Here is a 13,652-nt window from a genome sequence, read left to right as displayed (position 1 = left end):
TTCCTCCTGCGGTGACCTTTGACGAGTGTCGCGCCCCCTTCACATTCGCAGGGGTGAGCTGCGGCCGAATCCCATCTTCGAAGGCGTGCCCCGCGCTTTGGGCGCCGTAGGAGTGCTGCCTCAGGGCCCGCAGCTTTGCAGTCCCTGAAATGGAGGTCGGCATGAGAGTTGTCGTTGATCTTTCCCGGTGTCAGGGGTATGCGCAGTGCGCGTTCCTGGCTCCGGACGCTTTCCGGATGCATGGCGAGGAAGCGCTGATGTACAACCCGAACCCCGACGATGCTCAGCGCGAGCAGGTGGTACGCGCCGCGGCGGCCTGCCCGCTCCAGGCCATTCTGGTCGACCAACTGGAGGGACGGGACGCACCGGTGGGAGCGTCGCCGTCATGAGCAGCGCCGACACCCTGCAGGGGTTCAAGCGCGACGGCCGCGTCGTGATCGTCGGGGCGTCACTGGCGGGACTCCGGGCCGCGGAGGCTCTGCGCGGCGAGGGGTTCACCGGGGCGTTGACCATGATCGGTGACGAATTGGGTGAGCCTTATGACCGGCCCCCGCTGTCCAAGCAGGTGCTGACCGGGTGGGTGCCGGCCGGGGGCACCAAGCTGCCGCGACGTCGTGACATCGACGCGGAGTGGCTGCTGGGCGTGCCCGCCGACGGGCTGGACCTGGCGGCCAACCACGTGCATCTCGCCGACGGCCGCGAGGTTCCCTTCGACCGAGTGCTGATCTCCACCGGGGTACGGGCCCGGCCTTGGTTCGTCGAGAGCGAGGCGGCCCTGGACGGGGTGTTCGTCGTGCGCACACGCGAACACGCCGACGGCCTGCAGCGAGCCCTCGCCGCCGGGCCCTCCCGCGTACTGGTCATCGGCGCGGGCTTCACCGGCTCCGAGATCGCCTCCATCTGCCGCGAGCGGGACATCCCGGTGACCGTCGCCGAGCTCGCCTCGGCCCCGTTGGTCGGGGCGCTCGGCGCCATGATCGGTGAGGTCGCGGCGGACATGCAGCGCGCCCACGGCGTCGACCTGCGCTGCGGTGTCAAAGTCACCCAGCTGGAGGGCGACGCGCAGGGGCGCTTTCGCCGCGCCCACTTCTCCGACGGCAGCACCATCGACGCCGACGTGGCGGTGGTGGCGCTCGGCGGCATCCGCAACACCGAGTGGCTGCGGGGCTCGGGACTGGCGGCAGGCCCATGGGGCATCGCCTGCGACACGGGTTGCCGCGCCCTCGACCTCAACGGCCTGATCACCGACGACATCTTCGTTGCCGGAGACGTGGCACGCTGCCCGAACCCGATCTACGAGTACCGGCTCATCTCGCTGGAGCACTGGGTCAACGCCGTGGAACAGGCCGAGATCGCGGCGCACAACATGGTCAGCGCCCAGGCGGACCGCTGGCCGCACCTGTCCATCCCGACGTTCTGGTCGATCCAGTTCGGCGTCAACATCAAGTCCGTCGGTGTGCCGACCTTCGCCGACGAGGTCGTCGTCACCCAGGGATCAGTGGCCGACCACCGCTTCGTCGCCGCATACGGCTACCAGGGCCGCGTCACCGCGGCGGTCAGTTTCAACAACGCGAAGTGGCTGGACCACTACCGGCAGTTGATCGAGACGGCCGCACCCTTCCCGCCGCCCTGCCCCACGCCCGACGAGCCCGCCGACGCGAAGCCGGTGCCCGTCGACTTCCCCGGCCCCACTCTGCTCGCCCAGGGCGCCACCGTGGTCGTCACCGGCCACGACCCGGGAGAGCGGCGCGTCACCGCCGCGTGGCAGCACCGGTAGGAGGGAAAGCGACATGACCACGACCGAGACGCCCGACATCCTGCACCAGATCCTCGACTACTCCGCCCGGGCCGACCCGTACCCGCTCTACGCCGAGCTGCGCAAGACCCCGGTGGCCCTGCAGGAGGACGGCAGCTATGTCATCAGCACCTACCGCGAACTCGCCGGCATACTGCACGACCCGCACCTGAGCTCCGACGTCCGCCACCTGTCGCGGCCGATGCCCGCGACCGAGGCACACACCACGCCGTCGTTCATCAACCTCGACCCGCCCGAGCACGACCGCCTGCGGCGCCTGGCCATGCGCCACTTCGGCCCCCCGCACACCCCGGGGCTGGTGACCGGCATGGAACCCGACCTGACCGCCATCGTCAGCGGCCTGATCGACGACTTCGCGGACAAACAGCGGATCGACATCGTCGACGACTTCGCCTACCCGTTCCCCGTCACCGTGATCTGCCACCTGCTCGGGGTGCCGCGCGAGGACGAACCGCGGTTCCACGTGTGGGTGAACGCCATCATCGACGCGATCGACTACGACCCCAGGACCGACCCGAAGGAGAAACTGGACAACGGCGTGCAGGCCAGGAAAGACCTGCGCCAGTACCTCGGCGGGCTGCTGGAACAACGCCACGACCGGCCCGGCGACGACCTGCTGACACGGCTGGCCAACGACGACGGGCCCGACGGGCGGATGACCGACGACGAAATCGTCAGCACCGCCAACCTGCTGCTCATCGCCGGCCACGAGACCACCGTCAACCTCATCACCAACGGCATGCTCACCCTGCTGCGCCACCCGCAGGTGCTGCAGCGGCTACGCGACGAACCGGACCTGGTCGTGCCGCTGGTCGAGGAACTGCTGCGCTACGAGCCGCCGGTGCACATCATTCCCTGGCGGGCGGCGTACAGCGACATCACCGTCGCCGACACCGTCATCCCCAAGGGCTCGCAGATCATGCTCCTGCTCGCCTCGGGCAGCCGCGATCCGGAGCGCTTCGACGATCCCGACCGCTTCGACCCAGATCGGGAGGACAACCAGCACCTGGGGTTCGGCAGCGGTATCCACCTGTGCTTCGGCGGACCGCTGGCCCGGCTGGAGACCCAGATCGCGCTGAACGCGCTGGTACGCCGCCTGGACCGGCCCAGGCTGGTCGAGGACCCGCCGCCGTACCGGCCCAGCCCCGTTCTGCGAGGTCCCATCCACCTGCACATCGAGCAGAGTTGAAGGCGAACCATCCGACGGGCCGGCTGGTCCGAACGCTGTCATGCGGAAGCCACCACCTCGCCGGCCATGACCTGGGGAGGGTTGGGGAGCAGTGACGCAAGGCTGTCCCGCGCGAAGTCCGCAGCCCTCGAGATCGATTCCTCGGCACCGGCCTGGTCCTGGAAGACGCTGGTCGAGACCATCACTCCGTCCCCGGCATCGATCCAGTAGTAGGCCACGAAGCCGGAGACCTGGCGCATGAGCGGCACGAACCCCTCGTTCACGAGACGTGCGGCCTCGGCCGAATCGGTCACTCCTTCATACCGCCGGACTGCTGCGTACATCGCCAAGCTCCTCACGGCGTTCTGGGTTCGTCCTCTGCTGAGACGTCGTACCCCTGCGACGGCTGCCTGGCTCATGAGGCGTCCGGAAATCACCTGAAGGGCCGCCTTGGGTGATCCGAACGGCGGCCGCCGGCTTGATGACTCACGTCATCCGGTCCCGCTTCCACGCGGCGGGAAATCGGCCCTCGCGGACGGCGGGCAGGACGCTCCCCGGTTCGTCTCGAACGGGTCACCTAGCTTGACCCCCGTCCCCCCGTCCCCCCGTCCCCCCGTCCCCCCGTCCCGCCGATCCCGCAGTACCCCGCCGGATTTTTGTCCGAGTACGAAGCGAGGCGGCCATGCGGTAATCGGCTCTCTGGACGCCGCCGTGGGACCGTCGGCCCTCCCCGCCAGGCCGAACGTCACTGGCCGCCGGAGCGGCGCGGTGCTGTCATGGGTAGGGGAGACGGCGTGGACGAACGGCCGCGGAGGCCGGGGCGCCGCCCCGTCGCGAAGCGGAGGAGGCCGATGCCATGCTGCACCGCCGCACGGTCGGTGACGTGATGACCGAGGAGGTCATCACCCTCCGACCCAACACGCCGTTCAACGAGATCGCCGCCCTGCTGGACGCGAACGACATCGCTGCGGTCCCGGTCATCGACGACGAGGGCGCCCCCATCGGCGTCGTGTCCGCGTCAGACGTGCTGCGGCACGAGACCGGCATGCCCGAACCGCAAGGGCAGGACGGGAACGACGAGCGCGCCTGGGGCAAGGCCCGGGCCAGGACCGCGAGCGCGCTCATGAGCAGCCCCGTCTTCACCGCCCGTGCCGACTGGACGATCCCCCGGGCCGCGCGGGAACTCCGCAGGCGGCACGTCAAGCAACTGCCGGTGGTCGGCGACCACGGGCTCCTCACCGGCATCGTCAGCCGCAGCGACCTGCTGGACACCTTCATCCGCTCCGACGTTGAGATCCGCGGCGAGGTCGAGCGGGACGTCCTGGGGCGCATACTCGGCCTGGAAGAGGGCACCGTCGCGGTCGAGGTCCGGGACGGGGACGTTACCCTGCGGGGTCACGTCCCGGAACCGCGTCTCGTCCCGGTGGTCGTGGGCCTGTGCCAGGGCGTCGACGGTGTCGTCGCCGTGGACGCCCACCTCGCGGCCGCCCGGGCGGACTAGCCGTTGGTGACTTCGCGGGCCGGAGCGGTGCGCGTCGAGCCGTACGTCCCTGTTTGATCGCTCGACGTCCTGGACTCACGGAACTGCCCAAGCAGGTTGAAGAGCCCGGTCACCGCGGCAGCGTCTTCGTCTGCGGTCAGCGACCAGAAGCGCGATGCGTCGACTGCCGGCAGTACGAGGCGGAGGGCGAGTGCTTCCCAGATGAGGTTGGTGCCATGGCCCAGCTCTTCGGCCAGCCACTCGCGGAAACCGGCGAGCGCCGTACGTCCGCTGCCCTCGTGGTACCCGTTGAGGTAGGCCGCGTAGCACCAGAAAGTGCCGTCCAGGCCGTAGGCGCCGGGGCGCCGCCGGATGTCCGCCAGCAGATCCGGGAGATCAAGCCGTACCGCCTGATCTCCCGGAAACGAGTCACTCACTCTTCGGTGAACTTCGCGACCCCGATCGGGCACGACACGCCGGTCCCCGCGGTGGTCTGCTGCCATGTGGCCCATGGGCGGCGTCGGCCGCGGAGCGTGACGCCGGGGCGCGGTATCACCCTGGTGGACTAGAGCAGGACGTCCCATCAACAGGCCTCCATCGCCCGCGGGCTCGCTCGACCGGTGGGCTGACAACGCCGTAATCGCGGGGCGTCAGTGCGTTCCATGGCGCTCAGTGGCCGTCATGCGCATCCGCCGGGGCGCTGCGACGATCGTCGGTAACCGGCAGCCGACCGCGTACGGTCCGGCACCCGCCGAGGGTCCCAGTCCGGAGGCCACTGGTGCCGTGTCCCACCGACCTGAGCCGAGGTGACAAGCCCAGTGATCAGCAGACGGATCGTCCTTCAGGCCGCGTTGGCAGGCGGGACGTCACTCTTTTCCGCTTCCGGCACGGCGATGCCGCGGGCTGCGCCGGCGGAAGCAGAGATCCTTGATCCCGCGGCGATACGGAAGTACGCGGCCGAACTTTTGATACCCCCCGTCATGCCGCTGGACAGCCGGGTCGGCCGGGACATCTACACGATCGGCATCCGGCAGTTCCGGCAGCAGGTGCTCCCCCCGGGCATGCCGGCCACAACGGTGTTCGGATACGGCTCGACCGGGCGTCCCGAAACGTTCCACTATCCCGCCCTCACCATCGAAGCCAGGTACGGACGAGCAGTCCAGGTCAGGTGGGTCAACCAACTGGTCGACGCGAACGGCGGACATCTCCCGCATCTGCTGCCGGTCGACCCCGCACTCCACTGGGCGAACCCACCGGGCGGGGCGAGGTGGCGGGACTCCCGCCCCACGTTCACTTCGACACCCGGGCCGTACCGCGGACCGGTTCCCGTCGTCACCCACCTGCACGGCGGGGCGAACACGGAGGAGAGCGACGGCTACGCCGAGGCCTGGTACCTGCCCGACGCGCATGGCATCCCCCGCGGTTACGCCCGAGTCGGATCCTTCTACGAGGAGTTCGCGAAGAAGTCCGAAGCGAAGTTCGCTGTGCCCTGGGGCCCCGGCGAGGCCGTCTCCCACTACGCCAACCTCAACCGGGCCGCCACCCTGTGGTTCCACGACCACACCCTGGGCATCACCCGGCTGAACGTGTACGCCGGAATGGCGGGCTTCTACCTGCTGCGCGGCGGGCCGTCGGACCTGGGGGAAGGCGTCCTGCCCGGGCCCGCGCCGAGGCTCGGTGACCCGCCCGGCACGCGTTACTACGAGATCCCGATCGTCGTCCAGGACCGCTCGTTCCGCACCGACGGGACCCTTTTCTACCCGGCGAGCCGGGCGCTCTTCGACGGGTTCAAGGGCCCCTATGTGCCCGGCAGCGACATTCCGCCGATCTGGAACCCGGAGTACTTCGGCAACGCGATGGTCACCAACGGCAGGACCTGGCCGGTGCTGCCCGTGGAGCCGCGCCGCTACCGGTTCAGGTTCCTCAACGGCTGCAACGCACGTAGCCTGATCCTCAAGATCGTCGCTGACCCGTTGGGCCGCAGGCCGGTACCGGCGAAACTCGCCCTGTGGCAGGTGGGAAGCGACGGAGGCTTTCTGCCCGCACCTGTTCGGCGCGACCAACTGCTGCTCGCGCCGGCCGAACGCGCCGAAGTCATCGTCGACTTCTCCTCGACCCCGGTCGGCACGGAGCTGTACCTGATCAACGAGGGACCGGACGCCGTGTTCGCCGGAGGTACGGTCGGGACCGGATTCCCCGCGGCGAACCCGAAGACCACCGGGCAGGTCGTGAAGTTCGTGATCAAACCGCTCGTCACGGCGGACACCTCGACGCCCCCCGCACAGCTCACGCTGCCGCCCTTCGAGCCCCTGGGCGCGGCCGACCGCACCCGTCGGGTCTGCCTCGGAGAGGAGGCCTCGGCCCGCGTGCCGGGCGTCAGTCCCCGCGAGGTGCTGCTCGGCGTCATCGGTCCGAGCGGCAGACCGAAACTCCTGGGATGGGCCGATCCCATCACGGAGAACCCCGCCGTGGGATCAACGGAGATCTGGGAGATCCACAACCTGACGAAGGACGCCCACCCCATGCACATCCACGAAGTCCAGTTCCAGGTCGTGGACCGGCAAACGCTCCCGGCCGGCGGCCGTCGTCCCCCGGAGGCGTGGGAGCGCGGTTTCAAGGACACGGTGCTCGCCTATCCGCAGGAGACAACCCGGGTCAAGGTGCGCTTCGGTCAGGCCGGCCGGTACATGTGGCACTGCCACATCCTGGAACACGAGGACAACGAAATGATGCGTCCCTTCCGCGTCGGCCCAGCCTGACACTCGACCAGTAGACCGCTGGGGCCGCGCCGCGGGCGGACTTCGCGGCACGTGACCGCTGGGGCGCCGCGGGGGACTCACGGGACTTCCGGCGCCGGAGCGAGGCCCGTCGGGCAGGAGGCGCCCCAGTTCGTTTCGAACGGGTCACTTAGCTTGACCCCCGTCCCGCCCAACCCGCAGTACCCGTCCGGGTTTTTGCTGCCCGAAAGGTACTGCTGGTGGTAGCCCTCGGCCGGGTAGAAGGTGCGGCCCTGCGCGGGGAGGAGTTCCGTGGTGATCGTGCCGTAGCCCGAGGACGTCAGGACCTTCTGGTAGGCCTCGCGGGAGGCGGCCGCGACGGCTGCCTGCTCGGGGGTGTGGGTGTGGACGGCGGAGCGGTACTGGGTGCCCACGTCGTTGCCCTGGCGGAAGCCCTGGGTCGGGTTGTGGGACTCCCAGAAGACCTGGAGGAGGCGCTCGTAGGAGACGACGGACGGGTCGTAGACCACGCGGACCGCCTCGGTGTGGCCGGTCAGGCCCGAGCAGACCTCCTCGTACGTGGGGTGCTCGGTGAAGCCGCCCTGGTAGCCGACCAGGGTCGTGTACACGCCCGCCGGGAGCTGCCAGAACTTGCGCTCGGCGCCCCAGAAACAGCCCAGGCCGAAGTCGGCGATCTCCTGGCCCTCGGGGTAGGGGCCGAGGAGCGGGGTGCCGAGGACGGTGTGCCGGTCGGGGACCGTGAAGATCGGCTCCGGGCGGCCGCGCAGTGCCTGCTCGGCGGTCGGGAGCTGCGGGGTACGGCTGTACAGGAACATGCGGTCTCCACCGGGTCGGGGCACGGGGCCGGGGCTGCGGGACGAGAGTGGGCGCGTGTCGATCAACGCGTGGGCCCCGGTCGGAATTCCGACGCTGTTGGCGCATCCGCTGCGGCCGGGTAGGCGGCCGCGGGAATGTGACACTCGCCGCGCAAGTGTCACATTCCCCGGGCCACATACCGGGACCCTTGGGCCACCGGTCAGACCGCCCACCACGCCCACCACGCCGACCACGCCGACGCCGACCGGGATTCGCGCCTCAGCGGGGGAGCGACGCCGGGGTGCCGCCGTTCGCCTCGTAGCCGGCCACCGCCAGCGCGCGGTACAGCGCGTAGTCCGCGGCCGGGTCGGGGGTCAGGGTCCAGGGGAGAGCGCCCACGTGGCCGTCTATGTGCACCAGCTGGTTCATCGCCTCCGCCCAGCGCTCGCCGCGGACCAGGAAGAACACCAGGAGGTGGCGGACGTGCGCCAGCATCGGGTCGTCGGGGCGGGCCGCGTGCACGGCGTAGAGCGCGCCGTGGACCGCCTTGGTGACGACCTCGCTCTGGTAGAAGCTGCGGACCAGGTTCACCTCGGGGAGGTGCTCGAAGACCGCGAAGAGGGGCATGGCGGCCAGGAGGGAGCCTTGAGGGGCACGGGCCGCCGCGGATTCCGCGAAGGAGTACGCCACCTCGCGCGAGCCGTGCCACTTCTCGCACCAGTAGTGAAGGGCCGCCAGATGCGCGCCCATGTGGGCCGGCGCGCGGTCCAGGATCTTCAGCCAGAGCTGCTCGAACTCCGGCTGGGGATAGGCGAGTCCGCGGGCCACCGACAGCTCGATGATGTACGGGACCGGGTCACCCGGGGAGAGGAGGGCCGCCTCTCCGCACGCCGTCCTCGCCTCCTCCATGATGATCCGGAACTCGTCCGTCCCCGGCGTCGACGTCCGCCACGCCTGCTGCACCAGGAACTCCGCGTGCACCGCCGCAGCGCCCGCGTCCTTGGGCTTCTCGGCCCGCCACACCCGCAGCCACTGCCCGCCCGGCATCTCGCTGACCCCGCCGGGGCGCTGCTGCAGCTCCAGCGACGCGGCGCCCGCGAAGGCCTGCACCCGCTGCCAGCGCGTCTCGCCCGCGATCTCCGTACCCGCCAGGAGCTGGGAGGCCGCGTGGTAGTCCTGGCTGCGCTGCACCACGTCCAGGACGTCCAGGAGATCCCCGTCCGGTCCGGGCATACGGATGTCCAGCTCCTCCTGGCGCAGGAATCCGTAGTTCGCCGGGTCCGCCGCGTCGGGGTCGCCGGGCGACACCAGCTGAATACCGGCGCGCCTGCGCCTGAACACCGGCAGCAGGACCATGCTGAACAAGGCCAGCGCCATCAGGACCCAGATAATCTCCATGTCTCAAGCGAACCAGACGGGTCCGACAATTGGCCAACGAGGTCGGACCGCGGCCCGGTGCGGCGGGCGTGAGCCGTCACGAACCCCGGGGGAGCACTACGCTCGGGACCCATGAGCGACAGGCACATCAGTCAGCACTTCGAGACCCTCGCGATCCACGCGGGCAACACCGCCGATCCCCTCACCGGCGCGGTCGTCCCGCCCATCTACCAGGTCTCGACCTACAAGCAGGACGGCGTCGGCGGCCTGCGCGGCGGCTACGAGTACAGCCGCAGCGCCAACCCCACCAGGACCGCCCTGGAAGAGAACCTCGCCGCCCTCGAGGGCGGCCGCCGCGGCCTCGCGTTCGCGTCCGGACTGGCGGCCGAGGACTGCCTGTTGCGTACGCTGCTCAGCCCCGGCGACCACGTGGTCATCCCCAACGACGCGTACGGCGGTACGTTCCGCCTGTTTGCGAAGGTCGTCTCGCGGTGGGGTGTGGAGTGGTCGGTGGCCGACACCAGTGACCCGGCCGCCGTACGGGCCGCCCTCACGCCGAAGACCAAGGTCGTGTGGGTGGAGACGCCCTCCAACCCGCTCCTCGGCATCACCGACATCGCCGTGGTCGCCCAGATCGCGCGCGAGGCGGGTGCCAAGCTCGTCGTCGACAACACCTTCGCGACCCCCTACCTCCAGCAGCCCCTGTCGCTCGGCGCGGACGTCGTCGTGCACTCGCTGACCAAGTACATGGGCGGCCACTCCGACGTCGTCGGCGGCGCGCTGATCGTCGGCGACCAGGAGCTCGGCGAGGAGCTGGCGTACCACCAGAACGCGATGGGCGCGGTCGCCGGGCCCTTCGACTCCTGGCTGGTGCTGCGCGGCGCCAAGACGCTGTCGGTGCGCATGGACCGGCACAGCGAGAACGCCACCAAGGTCGCCGACATGCTCACCCGGCACGCGCGCGTGACGCGCGTTCTGTACCCGGGCCTCCCGGAGCACCCCGGTCACGAGATCGCCGCCAAGCAGATGAGGTCGTTCGGCGGCATGATCTCCTTCCAGGTCGAGGGCGGCGAGGAGGCGGCGGTCGAGGTCTGCAACCGCGCCAAGATCTTCACGCTCGGTGAGTCCCTGGGAGGCGTGGAATCCCTGATCGAGCACCCCGGGCGCATGACGCACGCGTCCGCCGCCGGTTCGGCCCTGGAGGTCCCGGCCGACCTGGTCCGCCTCTCCGTGGGGATCGAGAACGTCGACGACCTGCTCCAGGACCTGCAGCAGGCCCTCGGCTAGACCGACAGGGCCAAGCCCGGCCGGAAGGTCACCAGCCCGTCAGCGGTGGAGTCGTCTCGGACGGCGGCTCCACCCACGGGCGGGCCGTCGCCGCCCAGACGATGAAGGCGACGGCCGCCGCGAACAGCAGCAGCCACATCACCCGCCGGGCCAGCGTCCTGCGACGCAGCATGCGGCCCCCACGGCGCATGACGTCCGGGTACAGGTCGGGTGGCACCGCGGGGTGCTGCTGCTCCAGCAGCCGCCGTACGGCCGCCTCGCGTTGGGGCAGGTTCATGACCGGGCCACCACCGCCGGTGCCGGTCCCCGGGGCGGGTGCAGCAGCGTCGTCATGGCGCGGGCGCAGATCGCCCGGACCCGTTCCGTGGAGAGCCCGAGCAGGGCCGCCACCTGCTCCTCGGCCACCCCCTCGTACATCCTGAGGACCAGGATCAGCCGCTCCTGGGGCGTGAGCCGCGCCAGGACGCCACCGGGAGACGGACGGGAACGGGAGCGGCTCAAGCCGCCGTACTGGTGCCATGCCCCGCGCGCGAAGCGGACGGCCAGGTGCTGGCGGGCCCGGTCGTACGGGTCCTCGCCGCGCAGCCGGTCCCAGGAGGCGTACGTCTGGGCCAGGGCCAGCGTCAGCAGGCGCCGCGCGCGCGGGTTGGCGTCGGGCGGCTCCGCCGTGAGCAGCGTGGCGGCATGCAACAACCGCCCTGCCGCGCCCGCGACGAACGCTTCGAACTCCCGGGCCCGGCGGGCACCTTGGGACGCACGCCGATCTCGCACCACGCCTCCCGCCCGAGGGCGACTCTGAGGGAAACGGGGCCCCGGCCGCGCACGACGCGCCGTGCGACGGGCCGCACCGCGTGCGACAGGGACCCGGTCTCATATGAGGCCAGACGCGGCCTCCCGGTCAAGAGCCCGGCGCACGGTCAGGAAGTCGGCTGCTCCGCCGCGGTGCCCCCGGTGGTGGCCATCCGGGTCGACAGCGCGCTGTTGAAGCGCGTGAGGAGCGTGCAGAAGGCCTCGCGCTCCTCCGGCGCCCAGTCGTGTGTCAGCTCGGCCATCAACTGACGCCTGGAGGAACGCACTTCCTCGAGGCGGGACTGTCCGCGCGGCGACAGCTGGAGTACCACGGCGCGCCCGTCCTCGGGGTGCGAGGTGCGCTTGACGAGGCCGGTGTCGACCAGCGGGGCCACCTGCCGGGTGACCGTCGACGAGTCGATGCCCATGCTCGCGGCGAGCGCCTTGACACCCATCGGGCCTTCGTTGTCGAGGCGGTTGAGCAGCAGGTATGCGGCGCGGTCCATGGAATTGCGGACCTGCCCCACCCCGCCGAGCCGGGTCTGTTCGGCACGGCGCGCGAACAACGCGACCTCGTGCTGCAGCGTGTCGAGAAGACCGGTGTCACCGACGGTCGTCATGTCCATCGACATTTCTGGTGTTGTGGGCATGGCCGGGGGCTCAATTCATGCGTGGGGAGCTGGGTTGGGGGACAGGGTACGCGGCTGGAAGGCGGGTCGTACCGGCGCTTCGCAAACCAGTCTCGGAGCGTGGTCACACCAGGAGTCCTCGGGTGTGAACTGCGAGACTGGTGGTCATGAGCTACAGCACGGCTGACTCCTTTCCCAGTGTGACTCTGGACGATGTGCGAGGCGCCCAGAAGATGCTCACGGGCGTGGCGCGGACGACCGCGATGGAGGGCAGCAGGTACCTGTCCCAGCTGGTGGGCGCGCCGGTGCACCTCAAGTGCGAGAACCTCCAGCGCACCGGATCGTTCAAGCTGCGCGGCGCGTATGTGCGGATCGCGGGGCTGCTGCCCGAGGAGCGCGCCGCGGGGGTGGTCGCGGCCAGCGCCGGCAACCACGCGCAGGGCGTCGCTCTCGCCTCCTCGCTGCTCGGGGTGCGTTCCACGGTCTTCATGCCGACCGGCGCCCCGCTGCCCAAGGTCGCGGCCACGCGCGACTACGGCGCCGAGGTGAGGCTGCACGGTCAGGTGGTCGACGAGACGCTGGCCGCCGCGCAGGAGTACGCGGCCGAGACCGGAGCGGTGTTCATCCACCCCTTCGACCACCCCGACATCATCGCGGGCCAGGGCACGGTCGGCCTGGAGATCCTGGAGCAGTGCCCGGAGGTGCGCACGATCGTCGTCGGAATCGGCGGCGGCGGGCTGGCTGCGGGCGTGGCGGTCGCGGTGAAGGCGCTCCGCCCCGATGTGCGGATCGTGGGCGTGCAGGCGGCGGGCGCGGCGGCCTACCCGCCCTCGCTGGCGGCCGGGCGCCCGGTGTCGATCGAGAACCCGGCGACGATGGCCGACGGCATCAAGGTCGGACGGCCCGGCGACGTGCCGTTCCGGATCATCGACGACCTGGTGGACGAGGTCCGCACGGTCTCCGAGAACAACCTGTCCAGCGCGCTGCTGCTCTGTCTGGAGCGGGCCAAGTTGGTCGTGGAACCGGCCGGCGCGAGCCCCGTCGCGGCGCTGCTGAGCGAGCCCGAGGCCTTCGAGGGCCCGGTCGTCGCGCTGCTGTCGGGCGGCAATGTGGACCCGCTGCTGATACAGCGCATCCTGCGCCACGGCATGGCCGCGAGCGGCCGCTACCTCGCGGTCACGCTGCGCCTGACGGACCGTCCCGGCGCTCTGGCCACACTTCTCGGGGTGTTGTCGGTGGCGGACGCCAACGTCCTCGATGTGAGCCACGTACGGACCGATCCCCGGCTCGGGCTCACGGAGGTGGAGGTCGAGCTGCACCTGGAGACGAAGGGCCCGGAGCACTGCGTCGAGGTCGGCCGCGCCCTGCGCGCGGCGGGCTACACGGTCATCGACTGAGACCGTCGTCCCACGCTTCTCGGAAAAACCTGTTGAGTGACGCGATACATCGCGTTACGGTGTGTCTTCACCGTGGAAATCCCCAACGACCGGACGCTGTCGGTGCGCAAGTACCGGTCCGCCACCGCGTGACCCGGGCATGACGATGCCCCGGCCGCGTGGCCGGGGCATCGTCG

At 70.5% G+C, this 13,652-nt stretch carries 14 protein-coding genes; 7 read left to right on the top strand and 7 right to left on the bottom strand.

Annotated features, from left to right (window positions below; translation table 11 throughout):
• The first annotated feature begins 161 nt into the window (after positions 1-161).
• Genes OG747_RS16320 through OG747_RS16310 form a run of 3 tightly spaced genes read left to right on the top strand, consistent with a single transcriptional unit; the run spans position 162 to position 3,005 of the window.
• Entirely contained in the window at positions 162-389 is a 228-nt protein-coding gene (locus OG747_RS16320) for a ferredoxin (protein WP_405880065.1), read from the top strand.
• Positions 386-1,777 (top strand): NAD(P)/FAD-dependent oxidoreductase, encoded by a 1,392-nt coding sequence (locus OG747_RS16315; RefSeq protein WP_405880064.1) that lies wholly within the window; start codon positions 386-388, stop codon positions 1,775-1,777. The genes OG747_RS16320 and OG747_RS16315 overlap by 4 nt, the downstream gene beginning before the upstream one ends.
• A 13-nt stretch (positions 1,778-1,790) precedes the next feature.
• Positions 1,791-3,005: a cytochrome P450 gene (locus tag OG747_RS16310; RefSeq protein WP_405880063.1), complete on the top strand. Its 1,215-nt coding sequence runs from the start codon at positions 1,791-1,793 to the stop codon at positions 3,003-3,005.
• Between the two features lie 38 nt (positions 3,006-3,043).
• Here OG747_RS16310 and OG747_RS16305 read toward each other — a convergent pair whose 3' ends face one another.
• Positions 3,044-3,328 carry a hypothetical protein gene (locus tag OG747_RS16305; RefSeq protein ID WP_405880062.1) on the bottom strand — a complete coding sequence of 95 codons (285 nt, stop codon included), beginning with the start codon at positions 3,326-3,328 and terminating at the stop codon, positions 3,044-3,046.
• 512 nt (positions 3,329-3,840) lie between these two features.
• On the opposite strand from OG747_RS16305, the gene OG747_RS16300 reads away from it, so the two are divergent.
• Entirely contained in the window at positions 3,841-4,485 is a 645-nt protein-coding gene (locus tag OG747_RS16300) for a CBS domain-containing protein (RefSeq protein ID WP_405880061.1), read from the top strand.
• Here the strand turns inward: OG747_RS16300 and OG747_RS16295 are convergent.
• Positions 4,482-4,901, bottom strand: a complete 420-nt coding sequence (locus OG747_RS16295) for a hypothetical protein (protein WP_405880060.1) — start codon at positions 4,899-4,901, stop codon at positions 4,482-4,484. The two genes, OG747_RS16300 and OG747_RS16295, sit on opposite strands and share 4 nt — an antisense overlap.
• A gap of 543 nt (positions 4,902-5,444) precedes the next feature.
• Between OG747_RS16295 and OG747_RS16290 the strand changes: the two genes are divergently transcribed.
• The gene (locus OG747_RS16290) at positions 5,445-7,223 is read left to right on the top strand and encodes a multicopper oxidase family protein (RefSeq protein WP_405880059.1); all 1,779 of its coding nucleotides are present in this window, start codon (positions 5,445-5,447) and stop codon (positions 7,221-7,223) included.
• A 77-nt stretch (positions 7,224-7,300) separates the two neighbouring features.
• Here OG747_RS16290 and msrA read toward each other — a convergent pair whose 3' ends face one another.
• Positions 7,301-8,017 (bottom strand): peptide-methionine (S)-S-oxide reductase MsrA, encoded by a 717-nt coding sequence (msrA, locus tag OG747_RS16285; protein WP_405880058.1) that lies wholly within the window; start codon positions 8,015-8,017, stop codon positions 7,301-7,303.
• Positions 8,018-8,276: 259 nt separating this feature from the next.
• Entirely contained in the window at positions 8,277-9,395 is a 1,119-nt protein-coding gene (locus OG747_RS16280) for a hypothetical protein (RefSeq protein WP_405880057.1), read from the bottom strand.
• A 111-nt stretch (positions 9,396-9,506) separates the two neighbouring features.
• Between OG747_RS16280 and OG747_RS16275 the strand changes: the two genes are divergently transcribed.
• Positions 9,507-10,661, top strand: a complete 1,155-nt coding sequence (locus tag OG747_RS16275) for a cystathionine gamma-synthase (RefSeq protein WP_405880056.1) — start codon at positions 9,507-9,509, stop codon at positions 10,659-10,661.
• A gap of 28 nt (positions 10,662-10,689) precedes the next feature.
• Here OG747_RS16275 and OG747_RS16270 read toward each other — a convergent pair whose 3' ends face one another.
• The 3 genes from OG747_RS16270 to OG747_RS16260 form a co-directional block, all read right to left on the bottom strand.
• Positions 10,690-10,938 carry a hypothetical protein gene (locus tag OG747_RS16270; RefSeq protein WP_405880055.1) on the bottom strand — a complete coding sequence of 83 codons (249 nt, stop codon included), beginning with the start codon at positions 10,936-10,938 and terminating at the stop codon, positions 10,690-10,692.
• Positions 10,935-11,432 carry a sigma factor-like helix-turn-helix DNA-binding protein gene (locus OG747_RS16265; RefSeq protein ID WP_405880054.1) on the bottom strand — a complete coding sequence of 166 codons (498 nt, stop codon included), beginning with the start codon at positions 11,430-11,432 and terminating at the stop codon, positions 10,935-10,937. Before OG747_RS16265 ends, OG747_RS16270 begins: the two co-directional genes overlap by 4 nt.
• Positions 11,433-11,578: 146 nt before the next feature.
• Positions 11,579-12,082: a MarR family winged helix-turn-helix transcriptional regulator gene (locus tag OG747_RS16260; protein ID WP_405880053.1), complete on the bottom strand. Its 504-nt coding sequence runs from the start codon at positions 12,080-12,082 to the stop codon at positions 11,579-11,581.
• A 164-nt stretch (positions 12,083-12,246) separates the two neighbouring features.
• Here OG747_RS16260 and ilvA point away from each other — a divergent pair, with 164 nt between their 5' ends.
• Positions 12,247-13,476 carry a threonine ammonia-lyase gene (gene ilvA / locus OG747_RS16255; RefSeq protein WP_405880052.1) on the top strand — a complete coding sequence of 410 codons (1,230 nt, stop codon included), beginning with the start codon at positions 12,247-12,249 and terminating at the stop codon, positions 13,474-13,476.
• The last annotated feature ends 176 nt before the right edge of the window (positions 13,477-13,652 follow it).

This window comes from Streptomyces sp. NBC_01384 (genome assembly GCF_045040035.1).
Taxonomy (GTDB): Bacteria; Actinomycetota; Actinomycetes; order Streptomycetales; family Streptomycetaceae; genus Streptomyces.
This window is presented reverse-complemented; position numbering and strand designations above follow the sequence as displayed.

Excerpts from the sequence above, each read along its gene's own strand:
- OG747_RS16320 (WP_405880065.1), top strand. The coding sequence starts at position 162 with ATGAGAGTTGTCGTTGATCTTTCCCGGTGTCAGGGGTATGCGCAGTGC.
- OG747_RS16315 (WP_405880064.1), top strand. The coding sequence starts at position 386 with ATGAGCAGCGCCGACACCCTGCAGGGGTTCAAGCGCGACGGCCGCGTC.
- OG747_RS16310 (WP_405880063.1), top strand. The coding sequence starts at position 1,791 with ATGACCACGACCGAGACGCCCGACATCCTGCACCAGATCCTCGACTAC.
- OG747_RS16305 (WP_405880062.1), bottom strand. The coding sequence starts at position 3,328 with ATGTACGCAGCAGTCCGGCGGTATGAAGGAGTGACCGATTCGGCCGAG.
- OG747_RS16300 (WP_405880061.1), top strand. The coding sequence starts at position 3,841 with ATGCTGCACCGCCGCACGGTCGGTGACGTGATGACCGAGGAGGTCATC.
- OG747_RS16290 (WP_405880059.1), top strand. The coding sequence starts at position 5,445 with ATGCCGCTGGACAGCCGGGTCGGCCGGGACATCTACACGATCGGCATC.
- msrA (WP_405880058.1), bottom strand. The coding sequence starts at position 8,017 with ATGTTCCTGTACAGCCGTACCCCGCAGCTCCCGACCGCCGAGCAGGCA.
- OG747_RS16280 (WP_405880057.1), bottom strand. The coding sequence starts at position 9,395 with ATGGAGATTATCTGGGTCCTGATGGCGCTGGCCTTGTTCAGCATGGTC.
- OG747_RS16275 (WP_405880056.1), top strand. The coding sequence starts at position 9,507 with ATGAGCGACAGGCACATCAGTCAGCACTTCGAGACCCTCGCGATCCAC.
- OG747_RS16270 (WP_405880055.1), bottom strand. The coding sequence starts at position 10,938 with ATGAACCTGCCCCAACGCGAGGCGGCCGTACGGCGGCTGCTGGAGCAG.
- OG747_RS16260 (WP_405880053.1), bottom strand. The coding sequence starts at position 12,082 with ATGTCGATGGACATGACGACCGTCGGTGACACCGGTCTTCTCGACACG.
- ilvA (WP_405880052.1), top strand. The coding sequence starts at position 12,247 with ATGAGCTACAGCACGGCTGACTCCTTTCCCAGTGTGACTCTGGACGAT.